Source organism: Rhizomonospora bruguierae, assembly GCF_018397995.1.
Lineage (GTDB): Bacteria > Actinomycetota > Actinomycetes > Mycobacteriales > Micromonosporaceae > Rhizomonospora > Rhizomonospora bruguierae.
In genome coordinates, this window is record NZ_BBQH01000018.1 from 67,318 (window position 1) to 81,897 (window position 14,580).

18 protein-coding genes are annotated in these 14,580 nt (G+C 71.1%); 10 read left to right on the plus strand and 8 right to left on the minus strand.

All coding sequences use genetic code 11. The features are described 5' to 3' along the window. Window positions 1–36 precede the first annotated feature (36 nt). From KJS59_RS09735 to KJS59_RS09745, 3 genes are all read right to left on the minus strand, one after another. Window positions 37–684, minus strand: coding sequence for a hypothetical protein (locus KJS59_RS09735; RefSeq protein WP_213452251.1), 648 nt, complete (start codon window positions 682–684; stop codon window positions 37–39). Window positions 685–761: 77 nt separating this feature from the next. Beyond that, on the minus strand, window positions 762–1,028 hold the full coding sequence (locus KJS59_RS09740) for a hypothetical protein (RefSeq protein WP_213452253.1): 267 nt from the start codon (window positions 1,026–1,028) through the stop codon (window positions 762–764). Between the two features lie 352 nt (window positions 1,029–1,380). After that, window positions 1,381–1,752 carry a hypothetical protein gene (locus KJS59_RS09745; RefSeq protein ID WP_213452255.1) on the minus strand — a complete coding sequence of 124 codons (372 nt, stop codon included), beginning with the start codon at window positions 1,750–1,752 and terminating at the stop codon, window positions 1,381–1,383. A 214-nt stretch (window positions 1,753–1,966) separates the two neighbouring features. On the opposite strand from KJS59_RS09745, the gene KJS59_RS31045 reads away from it, so the two are divergent. Then, window positions 1,967–2,167 carry a substrate-binding domain-containing protein gene (locus KJS59_RS31045; protein WP_249714014.1) on the plus strand — a complete coding sequence of 67 codons (201 nt, stop codon included), beginning with the start codon at window positions 1,967–1,969 and terminating at the stop codon, window positions 2,165–2,167. Window positions 2,168–2,255: 88 nt separating this feature from the next. On the opposite strand, the gene KJS59_RS09755 is transcribed toward KJS59_RS31045, so the two are convergent. Next, window positions 2,256–2,843, minus strand: coding sequence for a hypothetical protein (locus tag KJS59_RS09755; protein WP_213452259.1), 588 nt, complete (start codon window positions 2,841–2,843; stop codon window positions 2,256–2,258). A gap of 347 nt (window positions 2,844–3,190) precedes the next feature. On the opposite strand from KJS59_RS09755, the gene ppgK reads away from it, so the two are divergent. Both ppgK and KJS59_RS09765 read left to right on the plus strand, forming a co-directional pair. Continuing rightward, entirely contained in the window at window positions 3,191–3,931 is a 741-nt protein-coding gene (ppgK, locus tag KJS59_RS09760; protein WP_249714015.1) for a polyphosphate--glucose phosphotransferase, read from the plus strand. Between the two features lie 65 nt (window positions 3,932–3,996). Then, window positions 3,997–4,320, plus strand: coding sequence for an STAS domain-containing protein (locus KJS59_RS09765; protein WP_213452261.1), 324 nt, complete (start codon window positions 3,997–3,999; stop codon window positions 4,318–4,320). Window positions 4,321–4,328: 8 nt separating this feature from the next. On the opposite strand, the gene KJS59_RS09770 is transcribed toward KJS59_RS09765, so the two are convergent. From KJS59_RS09770 to KJS59_RS09785, 4 genes are all read right to left on the minus strand, one after another. Beyond that, window positions 4,329–5,054, minus strand: coding sequence for a SigB/SigF/SigG family RNA polymerase sigma factor (locus KJS59_RS09770; protein ID WP_249714027.1), 726 nt, complete (start codon window positions 5,052–5,054; stop codon window positions 4,329–4,331). Window positions 5,055–5,403: 349 nt separating this feature from the next. Continuing rightward, on the minus strand, window positions 5,404–5,589 hold the full coding sequence (locus tag KJS59_RS09775) for a hypothetical protein (protein WP_213452263.1): 186 nt from the start codon (window positions 5,587–5,589) through the stop codon (window positions 5,404–5,406). A gap of 49 nt (window positions 5,590–5,638) precedes the next feature. Next, window positions 5,639–6,760 carry an MBL fold metallo-hydrolase gene (locus tag KJS59_RS09780; RefSeq protein WP_213452265.1) on the minus strand — a complete coding sequence of 374 codons (1,122 nt, stop codon included), beginning with the start codon at window positions 6,758–6,760 and terminating at the stop codon, window positions 5,639–5,641. Between the two features lie 40 nt (window positions 6,761–6,800). Then, the gene (locus KJS59_RS09785) at window positions 6,801–8,537 is read right to left on the minus strand and encodes an IlvD/Edd family dehydratase (protein ID WP_213452267.1); all 1,737 of its coding nucleotides are present in this window, start codon (window positions 8,535–8,537) and stop codon (window positions 6,801–6,803) included. A gap of 88 nt (window positions 8,538–8,625) precedes the next feature. Here KJS59_RS09785 and KJS59_RS09790 point away from each other — a divergent pair, with 88 nt between their 5' ends. From KJS59_RS09790 to KJS59_RS09820, 7 genes are all read left to right on the plus strand, one after another. Next, on the plus strand, window positions 8,626–9,051 hold the full coding sequence (locus tag KJS59_RS09790; RefSeq protein WP_213452270.1) for an RpiB/LacA/LacB family sugar-phosphate isomerase: 426 nt from the start codon (window positions 8,626–8,628) through the stop codon (window positions 9,049–9,051). 10 nt (window positions 9,052–9,061) lie between these two features. Further along, a complete protein-coding gene (locus tag KJS59_RS09795; RefSeq protein WP_213452272.1) occupies window positions 9,062–9,364 on the plus strand; it encodes an antibiotic biosynthesis monooxygenase family protein in 303 nt (100 codons plus the stop codon). Window positions 9,365–9,570: 206 nt separating this feature from the next. After that, complete coding sequence (locus KJS59_RS09800) at window positions 9,571–9,954, plus strand: type II toxin-antitoxin system PemK/MazF family toxin (RefSeq protein ID WP_376771148.1); 384 nt, start codon at window positions 9,571–9,573, stop codon at window positions 9,952–9,954. Window positions 9,955–10,533: 579 nt separating this feature from the next. Next, on the plus strand, window positions 10,534–11,541 hold the full coding sequence (locus tag KJS59_RS09805) for a Gfo/Idh/MocA family protein (protein ID WP_213452274.1): 1,008 nt from the start codon (window positions 10,534–10,536) through the stop codon (window positions 11,539–11,541). Between the two features lie 103 nt (window positions 11,542–11,644). Next, window positions 11,645–12,640 (plus strand): sugar ABC transporter substrate-binding protein, encoded by a 996-nt coding sequence (locus tag KJS59_RS09810; RefSeq protein ID WP_213452276.1) that lies wholly within the window; start codon window positions 11,645–11,647, stop codon window positions 12,638–12,640. A 3-nt stretch (window positions 12,641–12,643) separates the two neighbouring features. Beyond that, window positions 12,644–13,684 (plus strand): ABC transporter permease, encoded by a 1,041-nt coding sequence (locus KJS59_RS09815; protein ID WP_213452279.1) that lies wholly within the window; start codon window positions 12,644–12,646, stop codon window positions 13,682–13,684. Continuing rightward, window positions 13,681–14,460 (plus strand): ATP-binding cassette domain-containing protein, encoded by a 780-nt coding sequence (locus KJS59_RS09820; RefSeq protein ID WP_213452281.1) that lies wholly within the window; start codon window positions 13,681–13,683, stop codon window positions 14,458–14,460. The genes KJS59_RS09815 and KJS59_RS09820 overlap by 4 nt, the downstream gene beginning before the upstream one ends. Window positions 14,461–14,580 lie beyond the last annotated feature (120 nt).

The window sequence follows — 14,580 nt, forward strand, 5'->3', positions numbered from 1 at the left end:
AGAGCCTGGAGGTGAGATCCCTCCCGGCTACTCGACCTATAGCATGGTCCTGATGACCACAATAGCGTGCCAAATAGTGGCGCTTGCCATGGTCGAGAGCATCAAGCTCAGTGCGAGCGCAGGCCAAGAAACTGTCCTTTCTCGATTCCAAAGAACAAGAGCAAATGCTCCACCAACAAAGAGCATCTGGATGAGCGCCGATCGCAGTTGATCCACAGCAAAAGCGTCGAACGGTCCAGCCCAGAGCACTGCGATGTGGAAGAGGCCGTATGTTCCCTGCCCTGCGAGCAATCCGAACGCCACTCCCGTCGCGACGGTGCTGTTTCGCGCGGAGCCGCGCCTCATGATGTCAGCCAAGACTCCCATCATAAGGCCTGCGCAGCCCGATGCGGCGACCCAGAAAACTGCCGACCTAATTACCGACAGAAGACCATACCATGACTCGCCGCCGGTAAGGGCGTCAGGTTTGTGGTACCAACGGCGGCTAAGGAATACTATTAGCGTATAGTAGGTGACGGTTGCCAGCGAGAGTGCTCCTATCGCGAACCTGATGGCCGACACCCGCTCGTTGGCAAGCATGGCGGCCAGGAGGGCTACTAATCCCCAGGCGAACCCGGAACTGACAACGGGCAGTAGAAGTTCTGTTGCCGAGTTCGGAAACAAGTCCGGAACGACCGCAGCCACCCCAATCCCGACCCCCATTAGTAATGGGGACGCGATAGAGGGGCTAGCTGTCCGGAGGTCTCCCGGCGTAGATTCTGTCATTCAGGCGCCGCCGGGCAGTTGAGGTCGATGATTTGCCGCAACTCCTCAACCCGTCCATCGCTGGCGTCATTCAGGACGGCATCTCGGCTACTGCGCCCCGCCTCATCGAGACCCCATTTGTAGAACGCCGATTGACGTAATGCTAGCACTTGTTTCAGTGCCGCTCGCCGTTCTATCGCATCCCTCGTCGAGAAGAACGTGCGACCCCATGAGCAGTGCCAGTACCAGGCGGCATCCACCCTACCGGTGTTGGTTTCGTACATTTGCAAACCGCCGTCGTCGGCACGCTCGGGGTACCCGGGACTCGCGGGCCACTCCCACCCCGGTCCTAGCTGTAACCTCTTGGACTCCTCTCGGAACTCGTTCGCTGCCTCCTGCACGCTTCCATACTTCCGTTCTGCAGATGGGCTACTGCAGGCACTGCTGGCCAATAGCGGGATCAGCAAGGGAACAGCCGCACGCGCCCATCCAGTTCGCCTGGTTACATAATAGTTGCCGAACATCCTTAGGCCAATCAGTCCATTCTCGCTGGCCACTCCATTGCTCACGCGAGCCGCATGTGATCCTCGCTGCTCAAGGCCCACATACGACTCACATGAAATGCAAGAGGATTGGTCAGTAGGTCATCCTGCCCGAGAAGGAATGGTCACAGTTGGAGCAGGTGGTGCCGCGGGCGAACTTGTTCCTAAATTGGGTGCCAGGAGGGCCATAGTAGCCAAGATCGGTGTATGTGGATGCCGTCTGGTTGATGGCATAGGTCGGACCATCATCGGTGACCTTGATTCGCCACTTGATATAGTCAGGCGATCCACTGCGCAACTTGGGCGCCTTACTGATGTTGATGCTGACATATGGCCCGTCTGCGAACGAGACGGTTCGCCACGTAGCTGACGTGTACCAAACCCCTGAATCACTCCAGGTATCGCCGCTGATTGGCACACGATAGTCGGCCCATGCCGCTGTCGGGAATCCCGCGATGGCCAGCATCGTGCCCACAATGGCGGCAGATGCGATCGCCCGAATGCGACTTCTGCTGTACCTCGTACTTGACATCATCTCCCCATCCAGTGGGCGCCCGGTGCCGTCCGGTTTGGACTCACATAGAAGGTTATCAGAGGGTGGCCATCTGACAACAGCCCGTACTCGTGGTCTCTCCTGGTCAATGTGGACCGTCGAAGGCCACCGACGGATCGATGAGAAAGTGACAAGATCAACGAAACAGAGGCACGACCTCGAGTTCGCCGGCATGCTGTCGACGCCGCTCACCTCGGTCCGCCAGCCCAAGTACCGGCTCGGCCGCACCGCCGCCGACCTGATGCTCGGCGAGTCCGACCCGGACCACCGCCACCGGCGCGTCCTCTTCCAGCCCGAACTCGTCGTCCGCGACTCCAGCCGCCCCTGACCGTCGGCGGGCGCAACCCGCCACACCGATCTCGCACGTGTGGCGGGCGGCAACGGCCACCAGGAGCGGGCACCACAAACCGCGATGGCTAGAGCCGCGGGCGGGAGGAGAGCCGGGTACGGAGCCGGGCGAGGGCGAGGACGGCGACGCCGAGCAGCAGGATCAGCGCGGCGAACACCGCGATCCGGCCCAGGAAGCCCGGGACCGTCGGGTTGAGGAACGGGTACTGGTACCGGCGCCACGCCGGCCCGGTCATGAGCGTACCGACGATCAGCGTCATGACCAGGTACGCGACCGGATAGGCGAGCCAGGCGACCGGCAGCCACCGGGGCGGCGCGGGCTCGTCGCGGCCGGTGAGCAGCCAGTCGGCGAGGACCAGCAGGGTGGTGACCAGGTGGGCCAGCAGCGAACGCGGCGTACCGCCGTCGCCACCCTCGGCGAAGAAGATCGCACTGAGCGCGAGCGCCGCGACCAGGACGCCGCCGCGCAGCGGGCCGGTGTACCGGGCGGGGCGGCGGGCCGCCGGCGGGCGCAGGGCGAGCCAGCCGTAGCAGGCGGCGATCAGCAGGTTGACCTGGACGGTGAACGCCCGCAGGCTGATCGTCCCCTCGATCCAGGAGGCGGCGGCGACGGCGGCGGTAACGGCGATCACGAGACGCCACACGGTCCGGGGCACGCCAGCACAGTACCGGCTTCGAGGGCCGGGGCGGACGGGCTGACGACCCCCTAACGCCTTCCCGTCCACCCCGGTACCCATGGGCCGCGCCCGCGGACGAGCTCGCCCACCGGAACGGCGGGGTGGGCGCGGCGATGGCTGATACCCGCCTGCGCGCCGGTAAACCGGCGAACCGGCTCGGCTTCCGAGTGCACCGGCCCATCGGGCCGGCGGCCCACGCCGAACCGCACGGCGGCGCGGTAGCGGCCCGCGCACAGCCACATGGGCGGGCTCGCGCCAGTCGTCGGCGGGGTGGGCGCCCCGCAACTAGGCTTGAGGATCAAACGGTACGGCGGAGGGCCGAAACAGTGATCCTGGGAATCGACGTCGGCGGGTCGGGCATCAAGGGCGCGCCGGTCGACCTGGTCACCGGCGCGCTCGCCGAGCAGCGGCACCGGGAGCCGACGCCCCACCGGTCCGACGTGGCGCGGGTGGTCGCCACCGTGCGGCGGGTGGCCGAGCACTTCGGGCCGGCCGAGCGGGTGGGCGTCACCTTCCCGTCGGTCGTGGTCGGCGGCGTCACGAAGACCGCCGCGAACGTGGACCGGTCGTGGATCGACGCGCCCGCGGCGGAGTTGCTCTCGGCCGCGCTGGACCGGCCGGTCACCGTGGTCAACGACGCGGACGCAGCCGGCATCGCCGAGATGACCTACGGCGCCGGGCGGGGCCGCCGGGGCACGGTGATCATGCTCACCTTCGGCACCGGCATCGGCAGCGCCGTGTTCCTGGACGGCAGGCTGCTGCCCAACACCGAGCTGGGCCACCTGGAACTGCGCGGCGAGGACGCCGAACTGCGCGCCTCCGACCGGGCCCGCGAGCAGCACGACCTGGGCTGGGACAAGTGGGCCCGGCGGGTCGAGGAGTACCTGCGGCACGTGGAGTCGCTGTTCCAGCCCGACCTGTTCATCATCGGCGGCGGGGTCAGCAAGAAGGCCGAGAAGTTCTTCCCCGCGATCGACATCCGGACCCCGATGGTCACGGCGGAACTGCTGAACAACGCCGGCATCGTCGGCGCCGCGATCGCCGCCCACCGGGCCGCCGGCGCCTGACCGCTCGCCGGGTGGGAACCCCTCCGGGGTGGCACGATGGCGTGATCGGCAAGGAGGGAACGGCCATGGAGATCGGGGTCAGCAGGGGGGACGGCGCGGGCGCCGTGATCGCGATCACGGGCGAGATCGACGTGTCGCACGCCGCGACGCTGCGCCGCACGCTGCTGGCCGAGATCGCCGGGCCGGCCACCTCCGTGACCGTGGACCTGACCGGCGTGACGTTCCTGGACTCCTCCGGCATCTCGGTACTGATCGCCGGGCACAACGCGGCCACCGAGGCGGGCGTCCCGTACCTGGTGACCGGGGTGACCGGCCGGGTCGCCCACGTGCTCACGATCACCGGAGTGATCAACAAGCTGACCGAGGGGACCCGGCCCGAGCCGTCCTAGCCGGATGCTCAGAAGCCCGATCCGGCGGCGCCGAGTTCGCCGCGCAGCTTGGTCAGCGCCCGGGCGAGCAGCCGGGAGACGTGCATCTGCGAGACGCCGACCCGCTCGGCGATCTGCGACTGGGTCAGGTTGCCGTAGAAGCGCAAGGTGAGGATCTTCTGCTCGCGGTCGTCCAGCGTCGCCAGCGCCGGGCCCAGGGCCACCCGCAGCTCGGCCAGCTCGAACTCGGGGTCCGCGCCGCCGAGCGTGTCACCCAGCTCGGTGTTGCCGTCCGCGGTGGTCGGGGTGGACAGCGAGGTGGCGTTGTAGGCGCGGGCGCCCTCCAACCCCTCCAGCACCTCCTCCTCGCCGATGTCCAGGTGCGCGGCCACGTCCGCGACCGTCGGCGAGCGGCCCAGCGTCTGGGTCAGCTTGCTGGTCGCCTCCGAGATGGCCAGCTGCAGCTCCTGGAGCCGCCGCGGCACCCGCACGTCCCACGTGCGGTCCCGGAAATGCCGCTTGATCTCCCCGATGATCGTCGGGATCGCGTACCCGGCGAAGTCCACACCCCGCTCGGGATCCCACCGGTCCACCGCCTTGATCAGCCCGATCATCGCGGTCTGCACCAGGTCGTCCAGCGGCTCGCCCCGGCCGTGGAAGCGCAGCGCCAGGTGGCGGGCCAGCGGCAGGAACGCCTCGATCGCCTGGTCGCGCAGCGCGGGCCGGTCCGGGTGCCCGGGCGGCAGGGCGGCCATGGCGGTGAGCAGGTCGGCGGCGCCGCCGCTGTCCGCGCCGCTCTTTGTGCGACCCGCGAGCTGCTCGAACGCCTCGGTCAGCTCGGCATCGGGCCCGATCCGGGTGGTCGTCAAAGTCCGTGTCGCGGTCATGGTGGTTCCTCCCTGCACCTCGTCCGCGGGGAAAGCCAACTGTTGCCGGTGCGGAATCCGTCGGTGTCAGGGGTCGGGGATCGTAGCGACGGATCCCCTGCTCGGGGCGTAAATCCACCAGAATCTCGGTCTCATAGTGGCGCCCAAGTACCCAGCCGCCATCGGTTCTAATCTCCCGACCGGCTGACCCTGGGAAGGCGAGGGCGGGTGAGCCGGCCTACCGCTCCCTCGGGCGCTGCGGGCCCGGGCCGGGCGGCGGGTCCACGTTCAGCTCCGGCAGGACCGAGTCGTCGTCCACCGCCTCCGCGTACGCCTCGGTCTCTTCGACCGGCTGCACCACCGGCGGCTCGTCCGGCATCAGGTCCTCGGGTCGGTCGGGCTCGGGTCGGTCGGGCTCGGTCATGGCCTCGGCGCTACCCCTGGCGCGGGCCGGGCAAACGGCACGAAACCCCTCAGGCGACCTGCTGCCACCACGCCTCGACGGCCGGCGGCGCGTCGACATCCACGCGCTCGCCGGGGCGGGGCACCGCGATCCGCACGTCCCGCGCCTTCGCCTCCGACCACAGCCGGTCCACCGGCTCCGACCACGGGTGCGGCGCCAGCACGAACGTGCCCCAGTGGACCGGGACCAGCAGCCCGCCGCCGAGGTCCAGGTGGGCGGTGATCGCCTCCTCGGGCGTCATGTGGATGTCCGGCCACGCCTCGCCGTACGCCCCGATCTGGGCCAGCGTCGCGTCGAACGGGCCGTGCTCGGCGCCGATCGCGCGGTACCCGTCGAAGTAGCCGGTGTCCCCGGTGTAGAAGACCCTCCGCCGCTCCCCCGCGATCACCCAGGACGCCCAGAGGGTCGTGTCCCGGGTGAACCCGCGACCCGAGAAGTGCCGGGCGGCGGTGCAGGTGAGCCGCACCCCGCCCAGGTCGACGCCCTCCGCCCACTCCAGCTCGACGATCCGCTCCGCCGGCACACCCCAGCGCTCCAGGTGCGCGCCGACCCCCAGCGGTACCACGAAAGGCGCCCGCTGCGACCGGACGAGCGCCCGCACGGTCGCCATGTCGAGGTGGTCGTAGTGGTCGTGGGAGATGACCACGGCGTCCAGGGCGGGCAGATCCTCCAGGGCCACCGGCATCGCGTGCAACCGGCGGGGACCCACCACCGACGACGGGGAGCAGCGCTCGCTCCACACCGGGTCCAGCAGCACGCGCCTCCCCTCGACCTCCACGAGCGCGCTGCTGTGCCCGTACCAGATGACGGCCAACTCGGCGGACTCGCCGGGGCCGGCCGAGAGCAGCGGGATCGGCGCGCTCGGCCGGCGACGCGCGCCGGCGCGGAGCATGTCGCGGACCGCGTGCCTCATGGCGCTGCGCGGGACGGGGCGGGCCGGGAGGGTGTTGTGGAAGGCGCCCTTTCGAAACTGCGGGGAGCGGCGCACCCGCTCCAGCCGCGCACCCCGGGACCCCGCACCGAGTTGGACGGGCACCTCCCGGGCCAGCCAGGCGAGGCCGGCGGCGGCCCCGGCGACGAGCGCCGCGGCGACCAGGCCACGGCGGCTTCGGTTGCGGTTCCCCGTCGTCATGCCCACCCCCGTCGAAGCCCTGCGTGCTTCCCCGCTCAGCTTAGTGCGATTCGCGGGCCACCCGGTCGCCGCTGGAACCCACCAGGAAGTCCAGGTCGGCACCCTTGTCGGCCTGCATCACGTGCTGCACATAGAGCCGTTCCCAACCCCGGGCCGGCGCGGCGTACGCGGCCCGCGCGGCGGGTGCCGGCTCCCGCCGCGCAAGCTCCCCCGCCGGGACGAGCAGGTTCAGCCGCCGCCCGGGAACATCGATCTCGATGAGGTCACCGTCGCGGACCAGGGCCAGCGCGCCACCCACCGCCGCCTCGGGCGCCACGTGCAGCACGACCGTCCCGTACGCGGTGCCGCTCATCCGGGCGTCGCTGATCCGGACCATGTCCCGCACGCCCCGGGCGAGCAGCTTCGCCGGCAGCGGCATGTTGCCCACCTCCGGCATCCCCGGGTACCCGCGCGGCCCGCAGCCGCGCAACACCAGCACGCTGTTCTCGTCCACCGCCAGATCCTCATCGTCGAGGCGGGCGTGCAGGTCCTCGATGCTGTCGAAGACGACCGCGGGGCCGGTGTGCCGCAGCAGGTGCGGCGAGGCGGCGGCGGGCTTGACCACGGCACCGTCCGGGGCGAGGTTGCCGCGCAGGACCGCGATGCCGGCCGCCGCCCGCAGCGGCTCGCCCCGCGCGCGGATCACCTCCCGGTCCCACACCTCGGCCGCGTCGAGATGGTCGACCAACGGGCGCCCGGTGACGGTGATCGCGGCCGGGTCGAGCAGGTCGCGCACCTCGCGCAGCGCCGCCAGCAACCCGCCGGCGCGGTGGAAGTCATCCATCAGGTGCCGGCCGGCGGGTTGCAGGTCGACCAGGAGCGGCACGTCCGCGCCGATCGCGTCGAAGTCGTCCAGGCTCAGCTCGACCCCCAGCCGCCCGGCGATCGCGAGCAGGTGCACGACCGCGTTGGTGGAGCCGCCGATCGCGGCCAGCGCGACGATCGCGTTGTGGAACGAGCCGCGGGTCAGCACCGCGCTCGGCCGGCGGTCCGCGTGGACCAGGTCCACCGCGAGCCGGCCGCTGGCGTGCGCCCGCTCCAGCAGCCGGCTGTCCGGCGCCGGGATGCCGGCCACCCCCGGGATCGTCATGCCGAGCGCCTCGGTCACGCACGCCATCGTGGACGCGGTACCCATCGTGTTGCAGTGCCCGCGGCTGCGGTAGGTGGCCGACTCGGACTCGAGGAACGCCTCCTCGGACAGGGTGCCGGCGCGGACCTCCTCGCTCAGCCGCCACACGTCGGTGCCGCAGCCGAGCGCCGTGCCGCGGAAGTGCCCGGTCAGCATCGGGCCGCCGGGCACCACGACCGCGGGCAGGTCGACGCTGGCGGCGGCCATCAGCAGCGACGGGATCGTCTTGTCGCAGCCGCCGAGCAGCACCACACCGTCGATCGGGTTCGCCCGCAGCATCTCCTCCGCGGCCATCGCGGCCAGGTTGCGCCACAGCATCGCGGTCGGCTTCACCTGCGTCTCGCCCAGCGACACCACCGGCAGGTTCAACGGGACGCCGCCGGCCGCGAACACGCCGTCCTTCACCGCCCGGGCCACCTCGTCCAGGTGGACGTTGCACGGCGTCAGGTCGGACGCGGTGTTCGCGATCGCGATGTGCGGGCGGCCGTCGAACGCGTCGGCCGGCAACCCCCGGCGCATCCACGCGCGGTGGATGTAGGCGTTGCGGTCTGTACCGGCGTACCACTGCTGGCTGCGCGTCGGACGGTTCACCCCGTCAACTCGTGTCACGTGCCCCACCCTGGCGGAGAGCGGAAATCGATGTCAACGGGGCGGCGCGAAGTCCGCCCCGGCCCGGGTCCGGTGCAGGATGAGGGGTATGCGGATCGCTTTCGGTACCGACGACGAGAACGAGACCACCCGGGCGGTGCGGGAACACCTGGCCGGCGCCGGCCACGAGGTCGTCGCCGCGACCACCGCCCGGCAGTGGCCGGAGATCGGCGCGGCGGTCGGTCGGGCCGTGGTGGACGGGCGCGCCGACCTCGGCGTCGTCATGTGCTGGACCGGCACCGGCACCGCCATCGCCGCGAACAAGGTCCCCGGGGTGCGGGCCGCCCTGGCGTGGGAACCGTGGATCGCCCGCCACAGCCGGCTCTGGAACGACGCGAACGTGCTCGCGCTCAGCCTCAAGCGGCTCGCACCGGACGTCGCCGTCGAGGTGGTGGACGCGTTCCTCGCCGGCCCCGCCGCCGACCCGTCCGAGGCGGAGAACATCGCCCGCCTGAGCGACCTGGAGCGGGGGTAGATTCGAGGCCATGGCCGTCGTGAAAATCAATGCCATCGAGGTGCCCGAGGGTGCCGGCCCCGAACTGGAACGCCGCTTCGCCAACCGCCGGCACGCCGTCGAGGGGCAGCCCGGCTTCCTCGGCTTCGAACTGCTGCGCCCGGTCGGCGACGAGCGGCGGTACTTCGTCTACACGAAGTGGGAGAGCGAGGAGGCGTTCCGGGCCTGGGCCTCGGGACCGGCCCGCGCCGCCCACGGCGACCAGGGCCAGCCGGTGGCGACCGGCGCCAGCCTGCTCGAGTTCGAGGTCGTTGAGGAGACCGGCCCGCGCTAGGTCCTCACCCCCGATGATCTGGCGGGCTATCAGGACCTTCTGGCGTCGCTGGCGCCCCCCGGCTCGTTGCCTGGCTGGAGGATGGCGACACCGCCCGTTAGGGTGCGCCGGTGAGCAGACTCTGGTCCGGCGTGACGGCGGTGCTGAGCCGCGTCGGCAGCCGGGTAACCCCTCGCCGCCCGCTCAAGAGCCCCAGCGCACGCCCGCTGCCGACCGCACGGGTACGCCGGAAGCTCGTCTACTCTCCGGAGCTCGACGGCCGGGCGGACCCGGGCGAGGTGGTGTGGACGTGGGTGGCGTACGAGGACGAGCCGAACCTGGGCAAGGACCGCCCCGTGCTCGTGGTGGGCCGGGACGGCGACATTCTGCTCGGCCTGATGCTCTCCAGCCAGCAGGATCGGGACGGCCAACGGAACTGGCTGGCGCTCGGCACCGGCGCGTGGGACCGGGAGGCGCGGCCCAGTTGGGTGCGGCTGGACCGGGTGCTCACGGTGGCGGAGATGGGCATCCGCCGCGAGGGGGCGATCCTGGACCGGCGCCGGTTCGACGTGGTCGCCCATGCGCTGCGGGACGGCTACGGCTGGAGTTGACCGCCCTGCGCCGGCCCGAGGACGCTCACCCGGACCTATCGCTCGGTCTCGGCGGCGGGCGCGGGCGGCAGATCTTGGTACCGGACCGGTCAGAAAGTCGAAAGTCGGCGTGTCTTACCAGGATCTCGCGCCCACTGTGGTCCGGCGTGAGCGGGCCGGAGGAGCGTGTACTTCAGTGAAAGCCTGTGCGTGTCACGCACACATAGTGCGCGGCACGCACGGTCCTCAACAGATACATATCACCATCCACCGCTGCCGCTGCCAACGCGGCCACCGCCGACGGCGCTGACGACCGCGAGGCCCAGGGCACGGGGCCCAGGGCGCGTGTAAGGGGGTGGTGTTTCCTATATGGAAGCAGAGTCGGGCCCGAACCACCCGACGACCCGCTGCACGGCCGGGGTCGTCGGGCCTTGCGCCGCGACCCACCCGCCGGGGGGCAAGGCCACCTCACTGATCGACATCCGGGAGCGTCAGCCGGCCGTGCACGCCGGTTGGCAAAGGTCCGGATGTATAGACAAAGGGTCCAACCGGTGCTTACATTTGGGAACCTACTCGGTACGGCCTGGGTGGGAGGCGGACGTGCGGGTTGGCCTCATCGGCGTCGGTCGGATCGGGATGGTGCACGCCGGAACGCTGGCCGCCCTCCCCGAGGTGGAGCCGCTGTTCATCGCCGACCTGGACGGCCGGCGGGCCGCCGTGGCGGCGGCGGGGGTCGGCGCGGTCGCGGCGGCCTCCGTCACGGACCTGTTCGCCGCCCGGCCGGACGCGGTGGTCGTCGCGGCGCCCACACCGGAACACGACGCGCTGATCCGGGCGGCGGTCACCGCCGGCATCCCGGTGTTCTGCGAGAAGCCCATCGCCGACGAGGTGGCCGCCGCACGGCGGCTCGTCGTCGACCTCGCCCGCGCCCGGGTGCCCGTCCAGGTGGGTTTCCAGCGCCGGTTCGACCCCGGGTACCAGGCGATCCGGGAGGCGGTGGGCGCCGGCAAGCTGGGTTGGCTGCACACGCTGCGCGCCTGCACCAGCGACCCGGCGCCGCCGCACGCGGGTTACATCCCCACCTCCGGCGGGATCTTCCACGACTGCGGGGTGCACGACTACGACGCGATCCGGTACGTGACCGGGCGGGAGGTGGTGGACGTGTACGCGACCGGGTCGAACCGGGGCGCCCGGTTCTTCGGCGAGGCCGGCGACGTGGACACCGCCGCCGCCGTGTTGACCCTCGACGACGGGACTCTCGCCGTGTGCACCGCGACCCGGTACAACGGCGCGGGGTACGACGTGCGGCTGGAGGTGTGCGGGTCGGCCGGGACGATGGTGGCCGGCCTGGACGAGCACGCTCCACTGCCGACGGCGCCCCCGTCGCCGTGGCCCGGCGGCACCCCGTACCCGGGCTTCCTGGCACGCTTCTCCACCGCGTACGAGGCGGAGATGCGCACCTTCCTGGCGGTCGCCGCCGGCCGGGTGTCGAACCCGTGCACACCGCGGGACGCCCTGCGGGCGATGATGATCGCGGAGGCCGCGACCCGTTCCTGGCGCTCCGGGCGCCGGGTCGCCGTCGCCGAGGTGGAACGGGCCCGCCGGTGAGCATCGCGACCGGCGGTGCACCATGATGGCGCAGGAACCCCTGACCGCCGTCGCCGCGCGCGCAGCCCACCACCTGCGCCGCCACACCCCCGCTGGAGGAGACATGAAGGCACGGACCCGGTCGGCCGCCACGCTGGCCGCGTTGGCCGCGCTGACCCTGCTGGTCGCGGCCGGCTGCACCGGCTCGAACGAGCCGGCCACCCCGAACGGCTCCGCCGGGGCGGACGCCCCCGCCGGTGGCGGCTACACGTTCGCCGTCGTCACCCACGCCTCGGCCGGCGACGCGTTCTGGGACGTGGTGAAGAAGGGCGCCGAGGCGGCCGGCAAGGACCAGGGCATCACCGTCAGGTACGACGGCAACGGCGACCCGGCGCAGCAGGCCACCCTGATTGACGGCGCAGTCAGCCAGAAGGTCTCCGGGCTGGTGGTCTCGATGGCCAACCCGGACGCGCTGCGCGAACCGATCGCCAAGGCGGTGGCGGCCGGCATCCCGGTCGTCACCATCAACTCCGGACAGTCGCAGTCCGCCGCGTTCGGCGCGATCGCGCACGTCGGCCAGGACGAGACGGTCGCCGGGCAGGGCGCGGGCGGCAAGCTCGCCGAGGCGGGCGTCAAGCACCTAATCTGCGTCGTGCACGAGGCCGGCAACGTCGGCCTGGAGCAGCGCTGCGCGGGCGCGAAGAGCAAGCTCGGCGGCACCGTGGAGAACCTCCAGGTGAAGATCAGCGATGTCGCCGCCGCGCAGAACACCATCTCCGCGAAGCTCCAGCAGGACAAGTCCATCGACGGTGTGCTGACGCTGAACCCGGCCGTCGCGATGGCCGCGACCGCCGCGGTGAAGTCGGCCGGGTCGGCCGCGAAGGTCGCCACCTTCGACCTCAACGGGGACGTCGCCGACGCCATCGGTGCCGGCGACGTCCTGTTCGCCGTGGACCAGCAGCAGTACCTCCAGGGCTACCTGCCGATCGTGATGCTGAAGCTGTACATCACCAACGGCAACACGGTCGGCGGCGGGCTGCCGGTGCTCACCGGCCCCGGCTACGTCACCAAGGAGAACGTCGAGCAGGTCAAGCAGTTGGCCGCGGCAGGGACGAGGTAGCGCATGGCCACCGCCACGGCGGCCCGAGACGAGCGGCTCAGACCCACCGGCCTGGGCCGCCGCCTCCTGTCCCGGCCCGAACTGTCCGCGGTCTGCGGCGCGGTCGCGGTCTTCGCGTTCTTCGCCTCGTACACCGACGCGTTCGCCACCGCGACCGGCTTCGCCAACGTGCTGGACCCGGCGGCGACGCTCGGCATCATGGCGGTGGTCGTGGCGCTGCTGATGATCGGCGGCGAGTTCGACCTGTCCGCCGGCGTGATGACCGCCAGTTCCGGGCTGCTGATCGCCATCCTCAGCACCCGGGCCGGCCTGCACATCGGGCTGGCCATCGCGATCGCCCTGGTCGCCGGCGCGCTGGTCGGGCTGGCCAACGGGCTGATCGTCGTGCACACCGGGCTGCCCAGCTTCATCGTCACGCTGGGCACGTTCCTCGTCCTGCAGGGGCTGAACCTGGGCATCACCAAGCTGGTCACCGGCACCGTCCAGGTCGGCGGGCTGACCCGGGCCGCCGGCTACCACTGGGCCGACATGGTGCTGGCCAGCACGGTCCGCATCGCCGGCGGCCACTACCGGGTCACCATCCTGTGGTGGCTGCTCATCACCGCGGCCGCGACCTGGGTGCTGCTGCGCACCCGTCCCGGAAACTGGATCTTCGCGGTGGGCGGCGGCGCGGCCGGCGCGCGCAACGTCGGGGTGCCCACCGCGCGCACCAAGATCTTCCTGTTCATGACCGTGTCGACCGGCGCCGCGCTGGTCGGCGCGATGGCGGTGGTGCGGCTCACCTCGATGCAGGCCAACGCCGGCATCGGCCAGGAGTTCCAGTACATCATCGCCGCGGTGATCGGCGGCTGCCTGCTCACCGGCGGCTACGGCTCGGCGGTCGGGGCGGCGGCCGGCGCGCTCATCTTCGGCATGGCGCAGCAGGGCATCGTCTTCGCCGGCTGGGACAGCGACTGGTTCATGGCCTTCCTCGGCACCCTGCTGCTGATCGCGACGCTGCTGAACCACTACATCCGCCGGCACGCCGAACGGGCCAAGCGATGACCGGGCCGCTGCTCGCCGTCCGCGACGTCGGCAAGACGTACGGGTCGATCGTCGCCCTGCACGGCGTCTCCACCGAGGTGCACGCCGGCTCCGTCACCTGCGTCCTGGGCGACAACGGCGCCGGCAAGTCCACCTTCATCAAGCTACTCTCCGGCGTGCACCAGCCCGACTCCGGCCGGCTGCTGTACGACGGCGAGCCGGTGGCCTTCGCTAGCCCGCGCGACGCCCTGGACCGCGGCATCGCCACCGTCCATCAGGACCTGTCGCTGATCCCGCTCATGTCGGTCTGGCGGAACTTCTTCCTCGGCGCCGAACCGACAACGGGGTGGGGCCCGTTCCGCCGGTTCGACGTCGGCTTCGCCAAGCGCACCACCCGCGCGGAACTGCGCGCCATGGGCATCGACATTCGCGACCCCGACCAGCCCGTCGGCCAGCTCTCCGGCGGCGAGCGCCAGTCCGTGGCCATCGCCCGCGCGGTGTACTTCGGCGCCCGCGTCCTCATCCTGGACGAGCCGACCTCCGCGCTCGGCGTGAAGCAGGCCGGCGTGGTGCTGCGGTACATCGCCCGGGCCCGCGAGCGCGGGCTGGCGGTCGTCTTCATCACCCACAACCCCCACCACGCGTACCCGGTCGGCGACCGCTTCCTGCTGCTCAACCGCGGTCGCAGCATGGGGGACTTCGGCAGGGCCGACATCACCCGGGAGGATCTGACCCGGCTGATGGCCGGCGGCGCCGAACTGGACCAGTTGGCGGCCGAGTTGCCCTCGGGGGCGTAGGCGTTGAGCGTTGGCGCGGGCCCACCGACGAGATCTTGGTACCAACACCGCCAGAAAACGGCTGTCATGTCCCGGTAGATGTGTCACGGCGATGTCCCGGTACTTGTGTCACCGGGTCGG

Coding starts and splice junctions, on each gene's coding strand:
- KJS59_RS09740 (WP_213452253.1), bottom strand. CDS start 1,028: ATGTACGAAACCAACACCGGTAGGGTGGATGCCGCCTGGTACTGGCAC.
- KJS59_RS09745 (WP_213452255.1), bottom strand. CDS start 1,752: ATGCTGGCCATCGCGGGATTCCCGACAGCGGCATGGGCCGACTATCGT.
- KJS59_RS09765 (WP_213452261.1), top strand. CDS start 3,997: ATGGAGATCGGGGTCAGCAGGGGGGACGGCGCGGGCGCCGTGATCGCG.
- KJS59_RS09770 (WP_249714027.1), bottom strand. CDS start 5,054: ATGGCCGCCCTGCCGCCCGGGCACCCGGACCGGCCCGCGCTGCGCGAC.
- KJS59_RS09775 (WP_213452263.1), bottom strand. CDS start 5,589: ATGACCGAGCCCGACCGACCCGAGCCCGACCGACCCGAGGACCTGATG.
- KJS59_RS09780 (WP_213452265.1), bottom strand. CDS start 6,760: ATGACGACGGGGAACCGCAACCGAAGCCGCCGTGGCCTGGTCGCCGCG.
- KJS59_RS09790 (WP_213452270.1), top strand. CDS start 8,626: ATGCGGATCGCTTTCGGTACCGACGACGAGAACGAGACCACCCGGGCG.
- KJS59_RS09795 (WP_213452272.1), top strand. CDS start 9,062: ATGGCCGTCGTGAAAATCAATGCCATCGAGGTGCCCGAGGGTGCCGGC.
- KJS59_RS09810 (WP_213452276.1), top strand. CDS start 11,645: ATGAAGGCACGGACCCGGTCGGCCGCCACGCTGGCCGCGTTGGCCGCG.
- KJS59_RS09815 (WP_213452279.1), top strand. CDS start 12,644: ATGGCCACCGCCACGGCGGCCCGAGACGAGCGGCTCAGACCCACCGGC.
- KJS59_RS09820 (WP_213452281.1), top strand. CDS start 13,681: ATGACCGGGCCGCTGCTCGCCGTCCGCGACGTCGGCAAGACGTACGGG.